Source organism: Cohnella hongkongensis (genome assembly GCF_042654645.1).
In the GTDB taxonomy this organism is placed as follows: Bacteria; Bacillota; Bacilli; order Paenibacillales; family Paenibacillaceae; genus Cohnella; species Cohnella hongkongensis.
On the sequence record NZ_JBHSEP010000020.1, the window covers coordinates 68555 to 89906 of the forward strand.

18 protein-coding genes are annotated in these 21352 nt (G+C 58.9%); 16 read left to right on the forward strand and 2 right to left on the reverse strand.

Annotated elements, in window-relative coordinates; translation table 11 throughout:
• Positions 1-51: 51 nt before the first annotated feature.
• From ACFO3S_RS21830 to ACFO3S_RS21895, 14 genes are all read left to right on the forward strand, one after another.
• A complete protein-coding gene (locus ACFO3S_RS21830; protein WP_378100409.1) occupies positions 52-1083 on the forward strand; it encodes a LacI family DNA-binding transcriptional regulator in 1032 nt (343 codons plus the stop codon).
• 458 nt (positions 1084-1541) lie between these two features.
• Entirely contained in the window at positions 1542-2897 is a 1356-nt protein-coding gene (locus ACFO3S_RS21835) for an ABC transporter substrate-binding protein (RefSeq protein ID WP_378100411.1), read from the forward strand.
• A 101-nt stretch (positions 2898-2998) separates the two neighbouring features.
• Entirely contained in the window at positions 2999-3883 is an 885-nt protein-coding gene (locus ACFO3S_RS21840) for a carbohydrate ABC transporter permease (protein WP_378100413.1), read from the forward strand.
• Positions 3884-3898: 15 nt separating this feature from the next.
• Positions 3899-4762: a carbohydrate ABC transporter permease gene (locus ACFO3S_RS21845; protein WP_378100415.1), complete on the forward strand. Its 864-nt coding sequence runs from the start codon at positions 3899-3901 to the stop codon at positions 4760-4762.
• Positions 4762-6546 carry a glycoside hydrolase family 13 protein gene (locus ACFO3S_RS21850; RefSeq protein ID WP_378100417.1) on the forward strand — a complete coding sequence of 595 codons (1785 nt, stop codon included), beginning with the start codon at positions 4762-4764 and terminating at the stop codon, positions 6544-6546. Before ACFO3S_RS21845 ends, ACFO3S_RS21850 begins: the two co-directional genes overlap by 1 nt.
• The gene (locus ACFO3S_RS21855) at positions 6543-7622 is read left to right on the forward strand and encodes an ADP-ribosylglycohydrolase family protein (protein ID WP_378100419.1); all 1080 of its coding nucleotides are present in this window, start codon (positions 6543-6545) and stop codon (positions 7620-7622) included. The genes ACFO3S_RS21850 and ACFO3S_RS21855 overlap by 4 nt, the downstream gene beginning before the upstream one ends.
• Before the next feature lie 23 nt (positions 7623-7645).
• A complete protein-coding gene (rpiB, locus tag ACFO3S_RS21860; protein ID WP_378100421.1) occupies positions 7646-8119 on the forward strand; it encodes a ribose 5-phosphate isomerase B in 474 nt (157 codons plus the stop codon).
• Between the two features lie 21 nt (positions 8120-8140).
• Positions 8141-9028: an NAD(P)-dependent oxidoreductase gene (locus ACFO3S_RS21865; RefSeq protein WP_378100423.1), complete on the forward strand. Its 888-nt coding sequence runs from the start codon at positions 8141-8143 to the stop codon at positions 9026-9028.
• Between the two features lie 18 nt (positions 9029-9046).
• Positions 9047-9742 carry an RraA family protein gene (locus ACFO3S_RS21870; protein ID WP_378100425.1) on the forward strand — a complete coding sequence of 232 codons (696 nt, stop codon included), beginning with the start codon at positions 9047-9049 and terminating at the stop codon, positions 9740-9742.
• A complete protein-coding gene (locus ACFO3S_RS21875) occupies positions 9720-10784 on the forward strand; it encodes an Ldh family oxidoreductase (protein WP_378100427.1) in 1065 nt (354 codons plus the stop codon). Before ACFO3S_RS21870 ends, ACFO3S_RS21875 begins: the two co-directional genes overlap by 23 nt.
• A 67-nt stretch (positions 10785-10851) precedes the next feature.
• The gene (locus tag ACFO3S_RS21880) at positions 10852-12018 is read left to right on the forward strand and encodes an iron-containing alcohol dehydrogenase (protein ID WP_378100428.1); all 1167 of its coding nucleotides are present in this window, start codon (positions 10852-10854) and stop codon (positions 12016-12018) included.
• A gap of 26 nt (positions 12019-12044) precedes the next feature.
• On the forward strand, positions 12045-13025 hold the full coding sequence (locus tag ACFO3S_RS21885) for a 2-hydroxyacid dehydrogenase (protein ID WP_378100430.1): 981 nt from the start codon (positions 12045-12047) through the stop codon (positions 13023-13025).
• Between the two features lie 42 nt (positions 13026-13067).
• Entirely contained in the window at positions 13068-14540 is a 1473-nt protein-coding gene (locus ACFO3S_RS21890) for an aldehyde dehydrogenase family protein (protein WP_378100493.1), read from the forward strand.
• A 102-nt stretch (positions 14541-14642) separates the two neighbouring features.
• On the forward strand, positions 14643-15185 hold the full coding sequence (locus tag ACFO3S_RS21895; protein ID WP_378100432.1) for a hypothetical protein: 543 nt from the start codon (positions 14643-14645) through the stop codon (positions 15183-15185).
• Positions 15186-15396: 211 nt separating this feature from the next.
• On the opposite strand, the gene ACFO3S_RS21900 is transcribed toward ACFO3S_RS21895, so the two are convergent.
• The gene (locus ACFO3S_RS21900) at positions 15397-15774 is read right to left on the reverse strand and encodes a hypothetical protein (protein WP_378100434.1); all 378 of its coding nucleotides are present in this window, start codon (positions 15772-15774) and stop codon (positions 15397-15399) included.
• Positions 15775-15926: 152 nt separating this feature from the next.
• Positions 15927-17177, reverse strand: coding sequence for an EAL domain-containing protein (locus tag ACFO3S_RS21905; RefSeq protein WP_378100436.1), 1251 nt, complete (start codon positions 17175-17177; stop codon positions 15927-15929).
• Between the two features lie 294 nt (positions 17178-17471).
• Here ACFO3S_RS21905 and ACFO3S_RS21910 point away from each other — a divergent pair, with 294 nt between their 5' ends.
• Entirely contained in the window at positions 17472-20555 is a 3084-nt protein-coding gene (locus ACFO3S_RS21910) for a stalk domain-containing protein (RefSeq protein WP_378100438.1), read from the forward strand.
• Between the two features lie 218 nt (positions 20556-20773).
• Positions 20774-21319, forward strand: a complete 546-nt coding sequence (lepB, locus tag ACFO3S_RS21915) for a signal peptidase I (RefSeq protein ID WP_378100440.1) — start codon at positions 20774-20776, stop codon at positions 21317-21319.
• Positions 21320-21352: the final 33 nt, after the last annotated feature.

Here is a 21352-nt window from a genome sequence, read left to right on the forward strand (position 1 = left end):
AAAGATCACACTATAATGTGGGTGTCGGGATATATAGGGGGTGGCTAAGCAATGCCGAAAAAGGTCACTATCCTCGACGTGGCCCAATTTTCGAACGTGACCAAATCAACGGTATCCCGCGTAATCAACGATTCGCCGCTCGTGAACGAGAGGACCAAACAGCGCGTGTGGCAAGCGATCAAGGAACTGGGCTACACGCCCAACCGCACTGCCCGCTCGCTGGCGCTGGGGAAAAATCATGTCATAGGGATGGTTGTCTCCGAGCAGCAGATCAGCGATGTGGTGCTCAACCCCTTTTTTCCGACGGTGCTGAAGGGAATTACTACGGTCGCCAATCAACAAGGCTACAATATTTTGCTGCTCAGTCTGAGCGGTCAGGATGCGCAGTCGTACACGGAAATTTTGCAGCGGCATACGGTGGATGGTTTTCTGATTTTGGGGGGGCCGTCGGATGTCAATCTCGGTCGCGATCTGGACAGGATGAAGGTACCTTACGTCTTTATCGGCAAGCATGATCCCGAGGCGCAGCACAGCTTTGTGAGCACGGACAACGAAGAGGGCGGGTATATTGCCGGAAAGCACTTGATCGATCTGGGGCATCGGAATATCCGCTTGATGGTCGGAGAAGTGAAGGGCAGCATCCTGGTGCATAACGTGGAGCGGATCGCCGGCTTCAGAAGGGCGCTCGGAGAAGCGGGCATTCCGTTCGAGGATCGGCTTGTGGTCAAGATGCCGACGGATATGGAAAACAGCTATTATTTTCTCAAAACCTATTTGGAGCGCGATCGACCAAGTGGCCTGATTCTGTCCAATGAAGTCACCTCCATGTCGTGTCTGAACCTGCTGTTGGACGAAGGCATCGCGGTGCCGGATGAAATTTCGCTGGTTTCGTTTGGCGATCCCCAGTTTTTTCGCAATACAAGGCCCAGCTTGACGACAGTTAGTCAAAGCGTGGAATGGCTTGGCCGAACGGCGATGGAGATGCTGCTGAAGCGGGTGACCGGAGGGGAATGGCTGCCGCCCAAAATTATTCGCAAGCCGGAGATCGTATTGCGGGGCAGCACTAAAAAATGCGGCGTATAAGAGGTTGTTCAAAAAGTCCAATTTTGATCACGAAGTGATTCAGGAAGCGGATTCGACGTCGAATCTTGAATTCAGCCGGTTCTTCCGGTACTCACGTAGATTTGACTACGCTCCGTTCCTCATCACCGGTCTTCATCCAACCTTCCCGGACGCATGGGCGAATGACCAGCCTCGGTGCTGAAAATCGGACTTTTTGAACACGCACTGTAGGTCCCCTTTTTTTTGAACCAATTGGGAACGTTCCCAATAAATCGCTTTCACAATACGGAAATTTTGATAAATTCCAGCAGTTTCATCCCATAATAAAAGAAATCAAATTTCATTTACAAAATATACAACCGGTTTCATTTTGTGAGTAATGAAAGGGGGGATTGCATGCTCATAACGCGAGTATGAAATCGGTAAAGGAAGAGCAAGGGCATGAGCAAGTCCATCAAAAGATGTTGGAGGGGATTGCTTTGCAAACAGGCTTTAGAAAGATATTGATGTGGATTGGCGCGATTATTGTCATTGCCGGCTGTTCCAATTCGGCTACCGAGCCGGTCGGCAGCACTCAGCCGTCTTCCGCGAGCGGCGGGCAGGCAGCGTCAAGCAAAGCGAACGATGGGGAAGCACAAACGGAAATTACGGTATTGTCCTGGAAGTTCGACCCTGAGAGCGATTTGTGGAATAACATTGTATCCGCCTTCAATGAAAAGCATCCGAATATAAAAGTTCACGCGGTCAACGCCCCGACTTCCGAGATCGATCAGAAGATTACGTCGATGATCGCGGGCAAGCAGCCGCTGGACGTGCTGTTTACCGATTCGACGCGTAACTTGTCGTTTTCGTCCAAAGGGCTGCTTGAAGACTTGGGGCCTTACTTAGAAAAGTCGGATATCGACCTGGAAAACGATTATTACGTCAAAAGCCTGTCCGATCACATGTACCAGGGAAAATTGCACGGTCTGCCGATTCTGAACATGTCCTATTTCGTTTTCTACAACAAGGATCTGTTCGATGCTGCGCAAGTGCCTTATCCGACGAACGACTGGACCATTGAAGAGTTTAGAGAAACGGCTTTGAAGCTGACGAATGCGGACAAAAACCAATACGGCTACAACCTGCGGCCGTGGGTAGGCACGCATTTCCTGGCTTGGGCTTATGCGATGGGCGGGGAATATTTCTCGGAAGACGGCAGCGAAGCTTTGGTCACGAGTCCGGGTACGGTGGCCGCCATGCAGTTTTTGAAGGACCTGGTCTATACGGATCGCTCTGCGCCGGCGCCTACCGCGCAAGCAGCGTCGCAGGCTGGAGGCGTTGCCTTCGAATCCGGTAATCTGGCGATGAATTGGTCCGGCTCTTGGGATATTGCGGGCACGGAGAAGACGCCTTCCAAGTGGGCGTTTAATTGGGGAGTGGCGATGCCGCCCAAAGGTGAAAGCGGTTCCTTTCCGATCGTCATCTCCAATGCGTGGGGGATTTACTCCAAATCTCCCAACAAGGATGCCGCCTGGAAATTTATTGACTGGTGGATGAGCGACGAAGGGCAAATGGTATTAGCCCGTAACGGAGAGTTCCCGAGCAAGAAGAACATTGCCCTGGAGCATGCATTCACGCATCTGGACGAGGAGACGCGGAGCACTGTCTTTATGACCGTCGATCAGGGCGTATCGCGCCCGACCCAGTTCCCGGCCATGCCGCGCAGCGAAACGACGTTCGGAGCCCGGATGGAAGAGGTTTTGGCCAGCAAAAACTCGGACGTAGCCGCCATTATGGAGACGGCCAATCAAGAGCTGAACCAATTGATTAAAGATATTGCGGCAGGAAAGTAAACCCGAATTGTAAGCGATGTCAATAAGCTTAGACTGCGGGCGCGAAGGGGGCGCCGAGCTTCGGCGCTCTTTCGCGGTCCGCCCAAAAGGGGCGACAGGTGATGAAGCGTTCCAAGCGTGCCCGGCGCGAAGAACTGACCGGATGGCTGATGGCGTCGCCGTGGATTATCGGTTTTCTGTTTTTGACGCTGGGAGCCATGTCTTTTTCCTTGGGGATGAGTTTTACCGATTACGATTTCTTTAATCCTCCGAGCTTTGTAGGGCTGGAGCATTACAAACAGATGCTGTTCGAAGACGATCTGGTGTGGCACGCCCTCAAGATCACGACGCTGTACGCCTTGTTCAGCGTGCCGCTTGCGCTCGTGCTGGGGCTTATGCTGGCGGTGCTGCTCAATCAGAAGCTGAGGGGGATTGCGCTGTTTCGCACGGTGTTTTATTTTCCGTCCGTATTGCCCGAGATCGCCACGATCTTCTTGTGGATTCTGGTGTTCGATCCGAGCTTCGGGCTGTTCAACTCCGTCTTGAAGTGGTTTCATGTCGCCGGACCCAACTGGCTCGGCAGCATGGAGTGGGCGTTGCCGTCCTTCGTCATTATGAGCTTATGGGGAGTCGGAGGGGGAATGCTCATTTATTTGGCCGGTCTGCAGGGCATTCCGACCGAATTGTATGAAGCGGCGACGGTGGACGGCTCCAACCGGCTCACGACATTCTTCCGCATTACGCTGCCGATGCTGTCGCCCGTCATTTTCTTTAATTTGGTCATGGGGGTAATCGGAGCGCTGCAGGTGTTCAATCAGGCTTACATTATGACCGGCGGCGGCCCGGCGCGCTCCACTTACTTTTTCATGCTTCATATCTTCTACACGTCCTTCCAGGAATACCGGATGGCTTACGCCAGCGCGCTGTCGTGGCTATTGTTCGCGTACATCGGCCTGCTGACCTTTATCGTATTCCGGTTTGGCGAGAGGAAAGTATTTTATGGATAAAAAGAGGTGGGGTTGTTGCGGGCATATCCGAACAACGGGACGGCGAGCGTGAGGCGAAGCAGGCGGATCACGAACAGCTTGCTGTACGCGCTGCTGACAGCGGGCGGATTTATCATCCTGATTCCGTTCGTCTGGATGATCAGTACCTCCTTGAAAATACCCAGTCAGGTGTTTGCCTGGCCGATTGAGTGGATACCGCGCCCGGTCCGCTTCAGCAATTATATCGAGGCGATGTCGATGCGGCCGTTCGGGCGTTACTATGCGAATACCTTTTTGATTACCGCGCTTGCCGTAGTCGGCCAGGTGCTGTCCTCGTCGATCGTCGGCTATTCCTTGGCTCGTCTGCGCTGGAGAGGCAGCCAGGTTGTATTTGCGCTGATCCTGAGTACGCTGATGCTTCCCGAAATCGTGCGCATGATTCCGACGTTTGTCATTTTCAGCAAGATCGGCTGGGTCGATACGTTTATCCCGCTCATCCTGCCGCACTTTTTTGCCGGAGCTTTTAACGTCTTTCTGTTTCGTCAATTTTTCCGCAGCTTGCCGAAGGACCTGGACGAGGCGGCGACGGTGGACGGGGCAACGCTGTTCGGAATCTATTGGAGAATCATTATGCCGCTGTCTAAACCGGTTATCGGCATCGTAGCGATCAATACGTTCCGCTACAGCTGGAACGACTTTCTGCATCCGCTCATTTATTTGAACGATACGAAGCTGTGGACGATCACCTTGGGTCTGCGGGCGTTCCAGCAGGAGTTCAATATTGACTGGAACCTGCTGATGGCGGCCAGCGCCACGGCAATGATTCCAATCATCGTGCTGTTCGTCATTGCTCAGAAGTACTTCATACAAGGCATTGTGTTTACCGGCGTGAAAGGATGATGAAATTGTTGTTGCATGAAGCGATCTATCATGCGCCCAAGGACGAATATTGCTATGCCCTGGATTCGGAAACGATTCGGGTTACCGTTCGGGTGCGCCGCGGCGACGTATGCCGCGGAGAAGTATGGCTCACCGACCGTTATTCGTATGAGGGTCTGGCTCCGCGTATGAGCGCAACGGCGCTGCGTTTGGCGGGGAATGACAGGCTTTACGACTATTGGTATGCGGACGTTTCCATCGAAACCAGGCGGCCCAAATATATTTTCCGGCTGTTTGAGGGCGAAGGCGAAAGCAGCGGCAGCTGGTTCGGCGAACTGGGCTTGACGGAGGCCAGACCGGAGGAGGGCTGGTTCGAATTTCCTTATATCGCAGCTGCGGATATCGTCCGGCATCCGGAATGGTTTCAGCGGGCGATCTTCTACCAGATCGGCGTGGACCGCTTCTATAACGGGGATAAGTCGAACGATCCCCCGGGCGTGCTGCCGTGGGGCGAGCCGCCGACGATGACGACATTTTTCGGGGGCGACCTGGACGGTATTGTCAGCAAGCTGGACTACCTGTCGGAGCTGGGGATCAACGCCTTGTACTTAAATCCGTTGTTTCTTGCGCCCTCCACTTTCAAATATGATACGGCCGACTATTATCAGATCGATCCGCATTTCGGAGGGAACGAGGCGTTCGACAGATTGCTTGCCGCATGTCGGGAGAGGCGCATCCGCATTATCCTGGACGCGGTATTCAACCACGCAGGCCTCCTGTTCGCGCCGTTTCGCAGCGTGGCGGAGCACGGGCCGAAATCAGCCTATTACGAATGGTTTCAAATCCGGGAGTGGCCGCTGGTCATGGAGGAGCCGCATCAGAGCTACCATACGTTCGCCTATACGGCGCGGATGCCGAAGCTGCGCCACGACCACCCGGAGGTTCGCCGCTACTTGCTGGACGTCGCAGCCTACTGGACCCGCAAAGGAATCGACGGCTGGCGGCTGGATGTCGCCAATGAGATCGATCACGCTTTTTGGAGAGAGTTCCGGCAAGTCGTGCGCGGTATAAATCCGGAGGCGTTCATTTTGGGCGAGGTTTGGCTGGACGGCACGACGTGGCTGCAGGGCGACCAGTTCGATTCGATCACCAACTATATGTTCCGCTCGGCGGTACTGGACTTTTTCGCTTACGGCAAGATCGGCGTCCGAGAGCTGGACGAACGGCTGTTTTCCGCGCGCGTTCGCTACAAGGAGCAGACGGGCCATGTTCTGTTCAATCTGATCGGCAGCCATGACGTGCCGCGTATTCTCGACTTGTGCGGCGATTCGGTGGACCGCGTGAAGCTGGCGACCGCGTTCCTGTTCGCGTATCCGGGCATTCCGATGATCTATTACGGCGACGAGGTCGGTATGAAGGGAGGTGACTTTGTACAGGCGAGACGCTGCATGGTCTGGGATGAGGAGCGGCAAAACCGGGAGCTGCTGGAGCTGTATCGCAGCTGCGCGCGCTGGAGACGGGAGTATGCCCCGTTGACGCAGGGTACGTTCCGCAAATTGTATGCCGACGAACGGCAGTCGGTGTACGGGTTTGCCCGGGAATGTCGGGATGAGGCGGTGTGGGCCTTTTTCCACAACGCGCCCGGCAAGGCGGCCGTTCATATGGAGGCTCCTGCAGGAGCGCGGCTTGTCGACATCGCCAGTGGGAAACAAGCGGTCGAACAAGGCGGGAAGATCAAGCTGGAGCTGGAGTCGTTCGGATTTACTTTACTTTATACGCAAACTACGGGAGGGCATCAATCATGACAACGGCAGACATGAAGGATACGCAGCTTTACGACAAAATTTTCGGCAGCATTGCCGCATCCAATATCGGTTCGTCAATGGGAGCCATGGTGGAAACCTGGAGCCCGGAGAGGATTAGGGAAAAGTACGGCGTGCTGGACAAGCTGGAGAGCTACAGCCACTATAAGGCGTACTTGCGCAAGCCGGGCACGACGGAGGACGGCATTGAACGGCAGCGCTTAATGGTATCCGCGATTCACGAGAAAAAGGGCCGCATCACGGCCGAGGATTTGAAGCAAATCTGGATCAGGGACATTAATCCGGACAACTTCAACGTGCAGATGGAGCCTTGCGACGAAATTCTGTATAAGCTGGCGGCGGCCGGGCTGCCTGCGGGTTATGTGGGCAATTATTCAGATTATATGGGCATCGTCTCGTTCGCTCGTTCCTGTCATCCGATCGGGCTGATCAACGCTTGCAACCCGTACCAGGCTTTCGTGGATACTTGGGACGTGGGCCGGCTGTATCAGCCGCTGCATGCCTACGGTCTGGACTGGGCCACGGTAACGTCGGCGGGCATTGCCGAGGCGATGCGCCCGAACGCGACGGTAGATTCGGTGGTGGACGCCGCGCTGCGCTACGTGTCGCAGCCGGTGCGCGATGAGTTGGAGCGGGCTTTGGAGGCTTCCAAGAACAAATCGAGCATTGAAGAGCTGATGCCGTGGTTCTACGAGCACTACAACGGGATCGGAACTCCTTATTGCTTCAGCATGGGCAATGAGATCGTGACGAAGGCGCTCTGCCTGTTCTATGTGGCCAAAGGCGATCCGGAGCAGTTGATTATCGGGGCGGTTAACTTCGGACGCGACACCGATTGTCTGGCCGCGGTGTCCTCGGGGCTGGGCGGTGCGCTGCGCGGCTCCTCCTCGCTGCGCAAGGAATGGATCGAGACGGTGGACGAGGCGATGACGACGAATCCGTACACGGTATCACGCCGCTCGCTTGCGGAAATGGCGCAGGTGATCTACGAGGGCGTGCTGAACGAGCGTGAGAAGGCGCTGGCCCATGCCAAGGAAGTGGCCGCGCTTATCGTTTGATGGAAACGGGAGACGCAAAGCCGATGAAGGTTGCGATAGGCTGCGATCATGCGGGCTATCCGCTGAAGTCGCATATTGTCGAGGCGCTCGCGCAGGCCGGGGCGCAGGTGAAGGATTGCGGCAGCTATTCGCCCGATCCGGTCGACTTCCCCGATGTGGCCGGACGGGTTGCCGCCGCGATACGCAGCGGGCAAGCCGATCGCGGCGTCATGGTGTGCGGCACCGGAGTCGGCGCCGCGATCGCCGCCAATAAAATACCGGGCATTCGCGCCGCAGTAGGCCACGACATCTACAGCGCCGCGCAATGCGTGGAGCATGACGATGTCAATGTGCTCTGCATCGGGGCGCAAGTGATCGGACCTACGGTGGCCGCCGCTTACGTGCAGGCTTTTCTGCAGGCGCGGTTCAGTACGGCGCCGGAGTTTCGGCGCAGAGTCGACAAGCTGGGACAGCTGGAGAAGTCGGCCGCGCTGGAATGGCTGACGATTGAGGGATAGGAGAAAGGGGAGATGGAGGCCATGACGACAAAACAGGTGCTTGGCTTTATCGGCCTGGGGGCCATGGGGTTTCCGATGGCGAAGCGATTGTCGGAGAACGGGTTTCGCATCCATACGACTGTGCATCGCCAAGCTGGGGCGGCCGAAGCGCTGGCGGCAAGCGGAGCGGTCATTCATCCGACGGCGGCGGACGTATTCGCGCAATGCGCCTGGGTGGTGACGATACTGCCCGCCGATCGGCAGATGGAGGAGGTGCTGCTTGCGGAAGAGGTGCTGCGCAACGTGCACGAGAAGACGGTGCTGCTGGAGATGACCTCCGGCTCGTCCGGGATGGTGCGGCAGGTTGCCGAACAATTCGCGGCGCGCGGGGGCAGAGTGCTGGACGCGCCGGTCAGCGGCGGAACGATGGGGGCAGCAAGGGGCACGCTTACAGTAATGGCCGGCGGAGATCGGGCGCTGATCGCGCAGCTGAAGCCGGTGCTGCGCCGGATTTCCGCGGCGGTTATTCCGGTTGGAGACGTTGGGGCGGGAAAGGCGGTCAAAGCGATCAATCAGATGCTGGCAGGCGTTCATATGGCCGCCGCCGCCGAGGCCGTCGCGCTTGCCGAGCGTCAGGAGGTCGACCGGGAAGCGCTGCGGCAGGTCATACGGAGCAGCTCTGGAAACTCGTGGATTTTCGAGAACAAAAGCGCCGCGATCTACGATCGGAGCTTTACGCCGGGGTTTCGGCTGCAGTGGATGAAGAAGGATATGGCCATTGCCGTCGAAGCCGCCGACGGGCTGGATCTGGAGCTGCCGCTGGCGTCGGAGGCGCTGCGCTTGTACGCGGCGGCTGCCGAGGAAGACGGCGAGTTGGATTTCGCCGCCGTCAGCAAGCGGATCGTGCGGCGACCGGCGGCCGAAGCTTAGCGACGGGAGGCGGATGAGATGTCTCAGCAAGGCTTTCGCATTTTCATGGCGAGAAAACGGCCGACGGCAGATTTGCTAACCCGCTACAAGGAGGTCGTCACTCCGCACATCAGCGACAATATGAGCCGTCTGCACGCGGTTGCCGCCGGGCTCAGCCCGCGGCACCGCGCCGGCCGGCTGGCCGGCGCCGCGTTGACGGTCAAGACGAGGCCCGGCGACAACCTGCTCGTGCACAAGGCCATCGATATGGCCTTGCCCGGCGACGTCGTTGTCGTGGATGCGGGGGGCGACGTGACCAATGCGATCGTCGGCGAAATCATGCTGCGTCTGGCTCAAAGCAAAGGCGTGGCGGGGTTTGTCATCGACGGCGCCATTCGCGATGCGGCGGCGTTCGCCGCCGGGGATTTTCCCGTGTACGCGCGGGGCGTTACGCATCGGGGACCGTACAAGGACGGTCCGGGAGAAATCAATGTGCCGATTTCCGTCGGCGGCATGCTGGTCCGTCCGGGAGACATTATCGTCGGCGACGAGGATGGCGTCGCCGTCGTGCCGCTCGACGAGGCGGAAGAACTGCTGGAGCGGATCGGCGATCAGCAGCTTCGCGAGGAAAGGATGCTGCGCGAAGCGGCCGTCGGGACGGCGGATCGCGCCTGGGTAGACGAGACGCTGCGGCTTAAAGGGTGTGAGTTCATTGAAGGCCGATATGAAGTATGACTGGCGCGAGCTGCGCCGCTTCTGCAGCGCCGTGCTGGAGGCGGCGGGCGTACGCTCCCAATGGGCGGCGGCGGTGGCGGATACTTTGGTGGATGCCGATCTGCACGGCGTGGACTCTCACGGCGTCGTGCGGCTCGACATTTATATGCGGCGGCTGGAAGCGGGAATGGTGGATGCGGATGCCGCCCCCGAGCTGCTGCGCGGTCAGACGCCGCTGCTGTTGGTTGACGGCAACAACAACTTCGGCGCGGTGGCGGGGGGCTTTGCGCTGGAGCAGAGCATGAAGGCGGCGAGGGAGTATGGCTGCGGCATTGCGGGCGTGCGCCGCTCCAATCATTTCGGCACTTGCGCCTATTATGCGCGCAAGGCTGTCGGCGAGGGTTTGATCGCGATCGTTCTGTCCAACGCCTCGCAGACGATGCCTCCGACAGGCGGCCTGCGTCCTTTTCTCGGCACAAACCCGCTGTGCGTAGGCGTCCCGGCCGGCCGGCATGCGCCGTATATTCTGGACATGGCGACGAGCGTAGTCGCGCGGGGCAAAATCATTGTGGCCGCCGAACGCGGCGAACCGATTCCGACCGGCTGGGCGATCGACCGGGAGGGGCGGCCGACGACCGACGCGCAAGCCGCTCTGGCCGGCTCGGTGCTGCCGCTGGGAGGTCCGAAAGGGTATGCCATCGCCATGTTTATTGATATTTTGTGCGGGGTTCTGACCGGAGCGGGGTTCGGTCCGTCGGTTCACAATATGTATGAAGACTGGGTGCGACCGCAAAATGTCGGCCATTTGTTCATCGCGATCGATGCGGAGCGATTTATGCCCAGAGCCGAATTCGCCGCGCGGATGGACCAATACATCGATTGGCTGAAAGCCGAGCCGACCGCTCCCGGGGTCGACGAAATTCTCGTTCCGGGAGAGCTCGAACGGCGCATATGCGAGCAAAGAAGCAGGCAAGGTCTCATCTTGCCTGCCAGCGTGGCCGACACTTTGCGGCGATGGGGCGATCGGTACGGCATCGATTTGGCGCACGCGGAGACGGGCTGAACTGGCTTGTACGGAGCCGTTATCGAGAAGTCGGCATACGTCATAGACCATAGCGAGGTGTGAACGAATGAACGCGAGCAACCGGATATTCCAATATGAATTGCCTACGAAAATCGTATTCGGCAACGGCGCCGTAGAGGAGCTGCCGGAGCATGTGTGGAGATTGGGCGGCAGCAAAGCTTTGCTGGTGACGGATCCCGGAGTGCTGCGGGCGGGCGTTGTCCGGCAGGCGCTCTCGGTGCTGGAGAACGAGGGAAAGGCTTGTGAAGTCTTTTCCGATATTGAATCCGATCCCGACATTCGCGCGGTAGCTGAGGGAGTTCGAATCGCCAGAAAAGCCGGCTGCGACATCGTCGTCGGCATCGGCGGCGGAAGCGCGCTGGACAGTGCCAAAGCCATTGCCCTGATGCTGGGCAATGAAGGCTCCATCGCGGATTACGTGGGGGTCGGCAAGGTTCCGCGCAAGGGGGCGCCGATGATCGCGATTCCGACGACGGCGGGAACGGGCAGCGAAATAACGATCTGGTCGGTGCTGTCGGACAAAGAAAATCAAGTCAAGCTGAGCGTGGGAAGCCCGTATAACTGTCCGGATCTGGCGCTGTGCGATCCGGAGCTGACGCTGTCTCTGCCTCCGTCCGTGACGGCGGCTACCGGGATGGACGCGCTCGTGCATGCGCTGGAGTCCTACGTGAACAAGGCGACCCAGCCGATCTCGGAAGCGATGTCGCTGCAGGCGATAAAGCTGATCTCCCGCAGCTTGCGTCATGCGGTGCTGCGCGGCGAAGACAGGCAGGCCAGATACGATATGCTGCTGGCCAGCCTGCTTGCAGCGATGGCGTTTAACGCGACCCGGCTCGGCCTTTCCCATGCTTTGGCGATTCCGCTCGGAGCCAAGTTTCATATTCCTCACGGAACGGTTAACGCGATTCTGCTGCCGGAGGTGATGGCGTACAACCTGCCGGCGCAGCTCGCCAAGTTTCGGGAAATTGCCGTTTTGTTCGGCGTGGATACCGCGGGCAAAAGCGACCGGGAGATCGCCGAAGCCGGAGTGGAAGCGATCAGGCAGCTCAAGCGCGACATCGGCATAACGCAAACGCTGTCCGATTACGGCGTGACGGAGGACGCTCTGGAGCCAGTCGTTCAGGAGGCTCTGCTTTCTGGCAATGTCCCGGTAAACCCTCGCCTGGCGGGCGCCGCGGATTTGCTGGCAATCTGCCGACGGGCGCTGGGCTGAGACGGACCCAATCGGGAGGGAAGAGGATGAAGCCAACCGTGTTTGTGGCCAGGCCGCTGCCGGGCAATCATCTGGAGCGGCTGGCGAAGCATGCCCGCGTGCGGGTAAATGATACGGGTAGAGACGTGAGAAAGGAGGAGCTTGCGAAGGCGATCGCCGAGGCCGACGGGCTGATCTCCATGCTCGTCAATCCGCTGGACAAATCGTTGCTGCGGCAGGCGCCTCGCCTGAAGGTGATCGCCAACTATGCGGTGGGCTTCGACAATATCGATGTGCCCGCCGCGACGGAATTGGGCATTATCGTCGCCAACACGCCCGACGTTCTGACGGAAGCGACCGCCGATCTGGCTTGGGCGCTGCTTCTGACGGCCTCCCGCCGGATCGTGGAGGGCGACCGGCTGGTGAGGGAGGGCGGATTTCGAGGCTGGCATCCCGGCCTTCTGCTGGGGCGTCAACTGTCCGGCAAGACGCTGGGCATTATCGGCATGGGCAGAATCGGCACGGCCGTAGCCCGGCGCGCCGCCGGGTTCGGGATGGACGTTCTGTATACGGGAAGACGGGCGCTTCGGCCTGAGCTGGAGGAGCAGCTGCGGGCAAGGCAAACAGGGTTAGAGCAGTTGCTGAGCATGAGCGATTTTATCAGCCTGCATGCTCCCTATACGCGGGAAAACCATCATTTGATCGGAGCGGAGCAGCTGCGGCTGATGAAGCGGGAAGCGATTCTGGTCAATACGGCCAGAGGGGCGCTCATAGACGAGCGGGCGCTGGCCGAGGCTCTTCGGCAGCAGGTCATTGCGGGGGCCGGATTGGATGTATATGAACGCGAGCCGCAGGTGGAACCGCTGCTGCTGTCTTGCGATAACGCCGTATTGGCGCCGCATGCGGGCAGCGCTACCTGGGAGACGCGCAGCGAGATGGCCGCGATCTGCGTCGATGCGGTAATCGCCGCGCTGCGGGGCGACGTGCCGCGAACAGCGTTGAACGGGCCGTTGCCGCGAAGGCAATGACGGTCGGCCGGATATGACGAGGAGGTTGTGCCTGTGACGGGTATGGAGATGAGAGCATGGCTCGACGAGCATGTCGGCGCCGCTTACGGCAATTTTATCGGAGGCCGCTGGACAACGGGCGAACACGGACAGCGGCAGCCGATATACAACGCGGCGGACGATCGACAGCTGCTGGGCTATTTTGTGCAATCGACGTCTGCGGATGCGGAACGGGCCGTCCAAGCGGCTTTTCAAGCTTTTGGCGAATGGGCGCGCACGCCGCCTGCGCAGCGCTCGGCGATTCTGCTTCGTTTCGCCGATTTGCTCGAAGACAGGCGCAAGGAATTGGCCTATCGGCTGTCGGCGGAACAGGGCAAGGTGCTGGTCGAAGCTCTCGGGGAGGTAAGCCGCGCGGCCAAAGAAGCCCGGTTTGCGGCCGGAGAGTGCTTGCGCGTGAACGGAGAGACGCTGCCCGGAGAGAACGGCTCCGGCTACAATGCGGTCGTGCGCTCGCCGATCGGGGTTGTGGCGGCCATCGCGCCCTGGAATTTTCCGGTGGTGACGCCCGTGCGCAAAATCGCTCCGGCGCTGGCCTACGGCTGCACGGTCGTGTACAAGCCGGCTTCCGCTACGCCGTGGGCGTCCGCGGCGCTGATGGAGCTGCTGCAGGAAGCTGGGGTTCCGGACGGAGCGGTCAACATGATAAGCGGGTCCGGCAACGTGGTGGGAGACGCGCTTGTCGATCATCCGCTGGTTAGAGGAATCACGTTTACCGGCTCGACCGCGCTGGGCATTCGCATTCAAACCCGCGCGGCGGATCGCCTGGCGCGCACTCAGCTGGAGCTGGGCGGGAAAAACGCCGCAGTGGTGCTCGATTACAGCGATGCCGGATACGTTGCCAGGCAAATCGTCAATGCCGCCTTTGCCTGCAGCGGGCAGCGCTGTACGGCGATCAGCAGGGTGATTGTGCTGGAGAAACGCCAGAAGGAACTGACGGCGGCTTTGCGGCAGGAGATGAAGAGCCTTGTCGTCGGCCCCGCCTGGGATGCCGCCGCCAACGTAGGACCGCTGATCAACCGGGCGCATCTGGATTCGGTGCAGGAGCATCTGCGGACGGCGCTTCGGGAAGGGGCCGCATTAAGCTGCGGCGGGCGCGTGCTGGAGGAGGGCGCGTATGCGGCGGGAGCGTACATGGAACCGGCGCTGCTGACGAACGTTGCGCCGGAAATGAGGGCGGCGCAGGAGGAAATCTTCGGTCCCGTTCTGGCCGTTCTGACCGCGAAGGATGAGGAGGAAGCGCTGCGGATAGCCAACGGAACGGCGTACGGCTTGGCGTCATGCGTATTTACGGAACGGACGGCCGTTGCCCGCGAGTTTGCCGACAGGCTGCAAAGCGGCATGGTGCACGTGAATTCGGGCACGGCCAGCGAAGCTCACGTGCCGTTCGGCGGCGTCAAGCTGTCGGGCTTCGGCGCGTATTCGATCGGCAGCAGTAACCGGGAGTTCTATACGGAACAGAAGGTGATCTACTTCTAGCCCTGTCGTCGATTCGGAAGGATAGGGATGCGCCTCGGACAAGTATGCTACAATTAAATTAAGGAAACGATCGAACAATAAAGCAAGGGAGCAACGATAGAGATGGAGCTTCCGCGTCTGCTGCGGCAAATCATCGAGTGGGAGAAAAGCGTCGAGGGCCGGCTGCCGGAATGGGCCAAACCTTCGGGCATGTATCTGGGAGTCCTCGGGAACGGAGACGGGGGCTACCAATGTACGCCGGAGCGGTCGATCACTTTCGGGACCACCGGGATGGACGGGATTCATTTCGCATGGATTGCGGAGCGAGAGGGCGGCGCCGACCTGAACGAGGCTCCGGTCATCTGCGTGTCCCCGATGGACTTCGACAACTGCGTCCGCCTGGTGGCCAGAAACCTTCGCGACTTCTTCTCGCTGGTCTTCCACGGCCACGACCTTCTGCTGCTCAATGACTTCGCCAACCGGGAGCATTACGAGAAGGCGTTGCGGGAACAGGAGCGGAACGACGCGAGGTCTTCCTATCTTCAACAGTGGGGGGAGGAGACTCGCAAGCTCGAGCTGGAAGCCAGAGAGAGATTCGGGCTTGCGCCGATCCCGGATCCGTACGGCTACATGCAGAAGATTCGATCGGAGATCGGTCTCCCCTGAAGAAGCTGCAAGTCGTATCGTCGGAGGCCGTCCGTTGAACCGGGCATAAGCAGAAGACCGGCCGCGGCTCCGATGCGAGCACCGTAATCCCGTCGAGCAGGAGTGAGCGGACGGTTCAGTTCGTCCCGTATAAATGTCACGGGTTTTTAAGTTCGCCAAACAAGCCCGCCCCGATGCCTGAGCACTCGGGGCGGGCTATTCGGCTTTCGACCTACAGGGCGCCCGAGTCCTGGACGATCTGCAGCGCCCGGTCGTAGTCGTCCTCTTCGACGATGGCGGTCAGGAGAATGTCCCAGCCGTTCACCCGGTTGTCGTCGCTGCCCGAGCTGTACCCGCTCGCGCTGACGCTGGCCGCGGCCAGCACGCCGGAATCGGGATTGAAATCCCCTCCGAGCGTCAAATAGCCGATCCCCGGAAAATCGGCGGACAGCGGATTCTCGATTTTGTCCCGGTGCTGCACGCCTTCGCCCGGATAACCGTCGAACCGGTCGATCGAATGCTCGATCAAGCGGAGCGCTCTCAGTCTGTCCACCGCTCGCTCCGCTTCCCACGGCGTTTTGAAATAAGCCATCAACGATCTTTCGGTCACGGGAGCCCCTCCCTTTCGCAATAAGGGTATATTTTTCCTGTAGTATGGGGCGAAGAGACGGAGAAATATTCGGGGACGATGGCAAGCCCGCAGAGCCAAGCGAGCTGCGCTGGCTGCGGGCTTTGTCTGTCGGACTCTAGGGTGCCTCGCGGCTATTCGAACGCATCGACGACGTCCATGAGAAGGACGAGCTCGTCATTGATCGGGATTGAGACGGTCCGAATCCAGAGATGGGTGTCCAGGTCGGCGTACTTGCCCGAAATTTTGGCTTCCGATTCGGGCGCGTCTTCGTGCGACAGGTGAGGGATGAAGTAGGGCCTCCAGCTCCAGTCGGCGAAGCGGTATTCCAGATCGACCTTCCAGCTTTCCGCATCGGTGCGGGAATGGTTGGCCGACAATTGAATGCCGGTCGTCCGGCACAGATAGACGCGCATGCAGGAATCGTCCAGGCGCGGCAGCAGAAGGCGGATCGCTTCGTCTGCGAGCTCGGCCTCTTCGCCGTTATCGGGCAGGCGCCGCTCCAGCAGCTCGCGAATGCCGGACTCGCGAACCAGCCCGATCAGACGGTTGCCGATGTTCTGCCACCGCAGACGGGTTTCCTTGATCAGAAGGCGGTGAGCGTCCAGCTCCGCTTCGATGAGAGGGGTGAAGGCATGCCGCTCCTGAAAGTCCGGCTGGGCCTGGGAGAACAGATAGCCCTGGACGTACCGGGCTCCGGCCTGGATCGCCCGCTTGAGATCCTGGCTCGTCTCCACGCCCTCAAGCAGCAGCGACGCCCCGATCTGCTCCGCGAGATTGGAGAACGAGCGGAGAACGCCCAAGTATCCGCTGTGAGTGGCGCTTTTTTTCATCAGATGTATGTCTACTTTAAGCAGATTAGGCTGGATCCGCGCGATACGGTCGAAATTGCTGAACCCCGTTCCGATGTCGTCTATCGCGATTTGACAGCCTGCCTCCCGGTAAAGCTCGACGATCCGGGTCAACTCCGACATCGAGTCTCCGAACTCGTCCTCGGTGAGCTCGATGCACACTTTTCGGGGGTCGACGCCGTATTGGCGGAGAAGCCGGAGCGTATGAAGCTCCCCGGTGCTCTTGTAATGATGATAGATCCATGAGGGCTTGAGGTTAACGAACAGCATCGGGGGGTCCGCCAGCTCGCTCAGTCTGGCGATCGCTTGCTCCCGTAGAAGACGATCTATCCGCACATGATCCTCTACGGACACGTTCTGGTCGGCAAAGAAAGGCCCGAGGCTGCGGACGGCCCCGTCGATCCGTTCTCTGCCAAGCGCCTCGTAACCGACAATGGCGCGGGATTCCATGGCGACAACCGGCTGAAAATAAGCCAGCAGCTGTCCTTGTGGATAATGCCGGGAGATGACCTTGCGATCTGGTTGGATACTCATAGAGGCCCTTTCCGCTTGTCTCATGTTAATTAAGATAACATCTACTTTTGATATTATAGAAGCGAAAGCGATCCTACAAGTAGAAATATTTCCGCTGGCGCGGATTTTGGCGAAGAGCTTCCGAAATCAGCCTCGTCCGAGAGTAACTTTTGGAGGATTTCAACGTCTATAGATTAGCTGAAGATTTGCTGAAACTTTCGGTCGCGCTATTGCGTCCAATTACCAAGATCATGAAAACCAGGGCTTGCCGCAGAAGAGAAGAAGACCAGGTTTCCCTCAGAGAGGATGAGTTCAGTGCGCAAATTATTTTCCTTGCTAGTCGCTTTCGCTCTCGTATTATCTTTCTTTCATCAACCGCAAGGAGCCAAGGCCGCTACGCCGATCCGGATTTTCATCGACGGCCAGATTCTTAAAACCGACCAGCCTCCCCTCCTGATCGGTGGGTATACGATGGTTCCGCTTCGCGGAATTTTCGAAGCGCTGAACGCTCAGGTGTACTGGAATCAGAAGGCGAAGACCGTCACCGCCAAAAAGCGGGATACGACGATCGTACTGACGATCGGAGCGAGGACGGCGACCATCAACAATCAGACCGTCACGCTGGATTCTCCGGCGCGCGTCCTCGGCGGGAGGACGATGGTTCCGGTCCGGTTCGTCAGCGAGTCTCTCGGGGACGACGTTCGATGGGATAAACTGTCGCAAAGCGTCCTCATTACGACCCAGTCGGTGAAGGAAGTCGGTCCGGTCGCTCAGTTGGGCGTAACGACAGCTACCCAATACGGCGACGGCCGGGACCTGGAGGTGAGCTTCGCGCCGCCGTCCGATCAGTCGAACGTGAGCGGCTACCGCATTCTGGTCGTGAAAGCGGAGAAAGCCTCGGCCTTTAATCTGGCCCAGGCGCTGTCCGTCCGTTCGGCGAATTACACGTCGGTGTCCAAGAGCGGCTCCTTCCATCGCGTGAAGCTGACCGCGCAAAGCCGGGACGTCGACGGCGCGCTGCTGCGCGCAAATCAGTCTTACCGGGCGTTCGTTCTGACGGTAGGGCAGGATACGAACGCGCTGTCCGGGGCTTCGGTCACGTTTACGCTGAAAGCCGATCCGTCCGTAAGCGCGGCCGCCAACGTGAAGATCGAGGACATCTCGGATTTCGGGGACGGTCGAGACCTGCGGGTCACGTTCTCCAAGCCGTCCAACGAAAGCAACATTACCGGTTACCGGGTCATGATCGTCAAGACCGCTAACGCTTCCGGCTTCCAGCTGGCTCAAGCCAGCGGGGTGTCCAGCTCCTATTATACGAATGTATCCGCGACGTCGGGAACGGGAACGCTCAGCGTCACGCTGAGCTCGTCGGCGCGGGATACTTCCGGCGATTTGATTCGCAACGGAGTGGCGTATACCGCCTTCGTCATGGCCGTCAGCTCGAATACGGCCAACTGGAAGCACTCGCTGTCCTCCGGCTCTCCATCGGTTACGCTGAAGGATTCGGGAGTTCATGCCGTTACCAATCTGTCGGTGAGCGACGTGGCGGATTATAACAGCGGCCGGGATCTGCAGGTGTCGTTCACGAAGCCTTCCAGCGAGTCTCTGATTCGGAATTACCGGGTGTTCGTCGTTAAAGAGGCGAAAGCCGGCAGCTTCGGCCTGACGGCCGCGAACGCGGTCACGAACTCGAACCATTATACGACGATCAGCAAAACGAGCTCGGGCTCCAGCATCGTTCAGACGTTGTCCGCCAACGCCCGCGACGTCGACGGAGCGGCCATCCGGAACGGCGTCGCCTACCGGGTGTTCGTCCTGTCGGTCGGCACCGCGAACGGCAACAACGCCTTGTCTTCTCCGTCGAACTCGATCGTCTTGAGTCCCAACAACGTGACGGCGGTCACGAACGTCACGGCGAGCGATGTTTCGGACCACAATAACGGCCAGGATCTTCGCGTCTCGTTCACCAAAGCGGCGAACGAGAACAACATCGCGCACTACCGGGCTTATGTCGTCAAGGAGAACGCGGCTCCTTACTTCAATCTGGTTACCGCGAACGCCGTGCAGAACTACACGGTGATCTACAAGACCGGAGCGAACATCAATCAGACGCTGAACGCAGACTCCCGCGACATCGACGGCGCGTTGATCCAGAACGGCGTCAAATACAAGGTGTTTATTTTGTCGGTAGGCGTCTCGAACGCTTACGGCAATGCGCTGTCGGCCGCATCTCCGACGCTACAGCTGGAGAACAAAGGGATGGTGACGGCCGTTACGAACGTCACGGCGAGCGACGTGGCGGACAACGGCAACGGTCAGGATCTGAACGTGTCGTTCACGAGGGCATCGGTGGAGACGAACATCAGTCATTACCGGATTTTCGTCGTCCCGGAAGCGGCTGCCTACCAGTTCAACCTGAACCAAGCGAACACGATCTTGAATCCGGCGCTGTACACGACGGTCAACATCGGCTCGAACTACAGCCAGGCGCTGGCGAGCAGCGCTGTGGACATCTTTAACCAACCGATCAGAAACAATGTTCCTTATCGCATCTACGTCCTGTCGGTAGGCATCGGTCCTTCCTATGGCGTGAACGCGCTGTCGGCCGCATCGCCGACGATTACTCTAACCAGCAATACGGTTCCGGCCGCAAGCGGCGTTAGTGCAGCGGACGTCGGGGATGCGGGCAACGGATCCGATCTGCAGGTGATCTTCGGCAGGGCGGGCGACGAGACGAACCTGAGCCACTATCGCGTATTTGTCGTCAAGGAGGCTCATGCGGCGGGCTTCCAATTGAGCACGGCCAATGCGACGTCCGCGCCTTCGCTTTACACCGTCGTCGCTAAGAACGGAGGAGCGCAGTATTCGCTCCGGCTGGCCGCCAATGCGGTCGACGTGAACGGGGAGCCGATCCGGAACGGCGTCGGTTATCGCGTCTTCGTCCTGTCCGTGGCCAACAGCGGCGCGAACGCGCTCTCCCAGGCGTCCAATCCGCTGACGCTCGCCTCGGCGGCAGCGCCTGCGCCGGTCGTGTCGGGCATCGCGGCGGCCCATGACGGAGCGGGGAACATTACGGTGAGCTACGCCGTTCCCGCCGGAGAGCCGGGCATTTCCCAGTATGCCGTCTTCGTCGTGAAGGCGACCACTCCGTGGTCCGAGGCTCAAGCGATCAGCAGCTACGTGAACAATGCCGGCAATTTTGTCGTCGCCGGCAGATCTCAAGGCGTTGTCGCCTTGAACTTGAGCAACAAAAGCGCGGACGGGGCGCTGTTAACCTACGGGGAGACTTACGCCGTCTATGTGCTGTCGGTGGCAGACGGAGTCGCGGCTAACGCACACAGATTGTCGGGGCCAAGTCCGTATTTCCTGCTGGCCGCGGGCACGCCTTCTACGACCTAACCCGCCGAGTCTTCGGATGGCCGGGACCGGGAGCCTTCCTTCGGGAGCTCCCGGTCTTTTTCAGTGTTTTAGAAATTATAAAATTCGCTATCCTTTTCTGAGTCGCCTCCGACAAAAACGCGATTCTGCGTCTAGAGGACGCCGAAGGCGTTTTTGCTTGTTCGCAGCGGTTCGGAGAACATGCTAGAATAATAGAAAAAGGCCAAAGGAGTGTCCGCGTGAAGCTGTTCAGAAAAATTCGCGGCTGGATCGGTTCGCTGGCGATTGCTTACGTTCTGTCGCTCCTGATCGGGATCTTTGTCCTGCAGCCCTACCGGGTGGACGGGCACTCTATGGACCCGACGTTGCGCGACAGCCAGCGGATGTTCGTCTCCAAGCTGTCTCATACTTTTTCCTATATGCCGGACTATGGAGATATTGTCGTCATTGACAGCCGGGTGAGCCGGGACCGCAGTTTTATGGACGATATTCTGGAGAATCCTCTGATCCAGCTGTTGACGGGGGACGAAGATCGCGTATATTACGTGAAGAGAGTGATCGGCAAGCCCGGAGACGTCCTGGAGATTAAGGACGGTAGCGTGTACCGCAACGGAGAGCGGCTCGAGGAGCCCTATATTAAAGAAGAGATGAGCGCCTACTCGGGAGGCAGCTGGAAGGTGCCGGACGGGCATGTGTTCGTCATGGGCGACAACCGCAATCATAGCGACGACAGCCGGTCGATCGGGGCCATACCGCTGAATCACGTGCTGGGCAAGAAGCTGTAGCGAAATCGTAAAAATGTCCACCCTCTCCAAAAA